This window comes from Haloferula chungangensis, from assembly GCF_042664875.1.
Classification (GTDB): domain Bacteria; phylum Verrucomicrobiota; class Verrucomicrobiia; order Verrucomicrobiales; family Akkermansiaceae; genus Haloferula; species Haloferula chungangensis.
The window spans coordinates 1-1,881 of record NZ_JBHTBS010000043.1; the positions used below are offsets into that span (position 1 = coordinate 1).

Genomic DNA, 1,881 nt, shown 5'->3' on the forward strand with positions numbered 1-1,881 from the left:
CGAAAGGGAATGAAAAGCGGCATTGGCGACGGACTTGTTCACAATCCGGGCGCAGTCGAACGGCCTCGCTCCGGGCCTCATCGCCCGGCTTGATGAATAAGTCCGGATGTCCTATAAAGGCGTGCGACGACGACGCCAATCAGCGGCTTTGTTGGAGATTGCCGGGAGTGCTTCAATCTGCTTTCATCCAGTCGAACGCGCCGCCATGGGGGCGCGCGTCCACATCGACGTTGTGTCAAAAATATGAGCGACCATTCCGCGAAGCACATCGAGCAGTCCAGATTCAGTCTGGCCCTCATCAAGTGGCTTGCGATTATCGCGCTCTTACTTCTACCCCTCTCGTTTCCAGAGGGTTTTGCAGACTGGAGATACTTGGCTCTTGCCACCGTTGCGGGATTGCTCTGGATTGCCGCATTAGTTTACCACTGGAAGCACGAATCTCCCTTGGCTTGCGGCCTCGGTTTCTTGGTCTGCCTGGGAGCGTATCATTTGGGCAATTCCGTTTATCCCAGCGAACCACCATTTGGCATCTTCCTGCAGTGGTTGGCTACGTTCCTGGCTGTGGCGGCCGTCCCGGTTATAGTCTTTCGGGTGCGCTTGCTGGAGTATTGCGGCCTGAACGAAACGAAGAGGCACAACAAGCCGCAGCACCCAACCGCCTGACCCGCTCCGAGTCGAATTTTTACCGTGATTAGAACCCTAAAAACACAGTCAGCGCGCGGCTGCCGTCAGGCGGTTGGTGTGCTCTGACGTTCGACCAAAGAATGAAGATCGCAGTAATCGCACTCTCTGTGATCATCGCACTCGTGGCAGGATGCGAGCGCCCAAGCCGAGGAGATAGCTTTACGATAATGTCAGAAGAAGAACTACTCGACGAGGCAAGCGAGATTGCTTTCGGCAAGCTGACGGAAGCGGACGACCAGATGGAGCAGCTCGAAGAGCCCTACAAGACGATCGTAATCGTCTATTCCGCGCAGGGGATAATCGACAACGGGGGACTTTAATATTTTTTCGAGAGCGACTGGCCCAATAACCCGCCTTACTCAGTCTTTTCAGATGCCTACGAGCGGATTGGGCGAGTTGAGGCTGCCAAGTCCATTCGAGATGCCGCAGCTACCTTCGGGATTCCGAACCCTGAGAGAGACGTGGATGCACGTAGAGCCTTTATCGAGGCTAACTACGACGACAATGACGACGAGATCAGGGGCTGGAACGATTGTATCTGTGGAGACAAGCAGGTGTGGACGGATCTAGCCTCCTGGATTCGCAATCAGCCCGAGTTCAATCCTTGAACCAAATTGTCGAACAAGTCAGAGCAGGACGACGCCTACCAGCGGCCTTGTCGAATTTCTGATTTGGTGATTCAATCTTCCCATCTGGATCAGAGCGCCGCCTTAGTTCACCGGCGCCGCCTGTCCTCAAACGTTGTGCAGAAAAATAAAACCATTTTCATCGTCACTTTCGAGGCAGTTCCCACTGCTGAGCACGACGACTTCTCAACAGTCGATGGTGCCATGATTGTTGCGTGGATTCCCTCGGACCATGCCACTGATGCAGAAGATGCTGAACTTCAAGCGAGAGCTCATGTTGAAAGCTGTCATTGGTTCATCAAGGAGCTGGATGAGGTTTCCGAGATTGATTGCGATGACTACGAACCTTACGATCACCACCGTGAGTATTTCGAGAATGCGCTGTCGGGAACTCCGACCTACGTTTCCAACACCTACCCTGACGATGACGACCAATAAAAAATTGCACAACAAACCACTGAGGCGGACTGACAAGTAAATTTCAGGTAAATTGCTCACAGAGTTTGGGGTTGGTTTTTTTGAGGTTCGCGATGATGGGAATAAGCGGGCTTGATCTCTTCTGCAGAACTTG

At 53.0% G+C, this 1,881-nt stretch carries 3 protein-coding genes and 1 pseudogene; all 4 read left to right on the plus strand.

All coding sequences use genetic code 11. From position 1 onward, the window contains the following. Positions 1 to 243 precede the first annotated feature (243 nt). The 4 genes and pseudogenes from ACFQY0_RS21055 (at position 244) to ACFQY0_RS21065 (ending at position 1,748) form a co-directional block, all read left to right on the plus strand. The gene (locus tag ACFQY0_RS21055) at positions 244 to 663 is read left to right on the plus strand and encodes a hypothetical protein (RefSeq protein WP_379716990.1); all 420 of its coding nucleotides are present in this window, start codon (positions 244 to 246) and stop codon (positions 661 to 663) included. A 188-nt stretch (positions 664 to 851) separates the two neighbouring features. Beyond that, positions 852 to 1,004, plus strand: coding sequence for a hypothetical protein (locus tag ACFQY0_RS21060; protein ID WP_379716993.1), 153 nt, complete (start codon positions 852 to 854; stop codon positions 1,002 to 1,004). A gap of 15 nt (positions 1,005 to 1,019) precedes the next feature. Continuing rightward, positions 1,020 to 1,292: pseudogene (locus ACFQY0_RS21500) on the plus strand (hypothetical protein); the annotation flags it as partial. 6 nt (positions 1,293 to 1,298) lie between these two features. Beyond that, positions 1,299 to 1,748, plus strand: coding sequence for a hypothetical protein (locus tag ACFQY0_RS21065; protein ID WP_379716996.1), 450 nt, complete (start codon positions 1,299 to 1,301; stop codon positions 1,746 to 1,748). Positions 1,749 to 1,881: the final 133 nt, after the last annotated feature.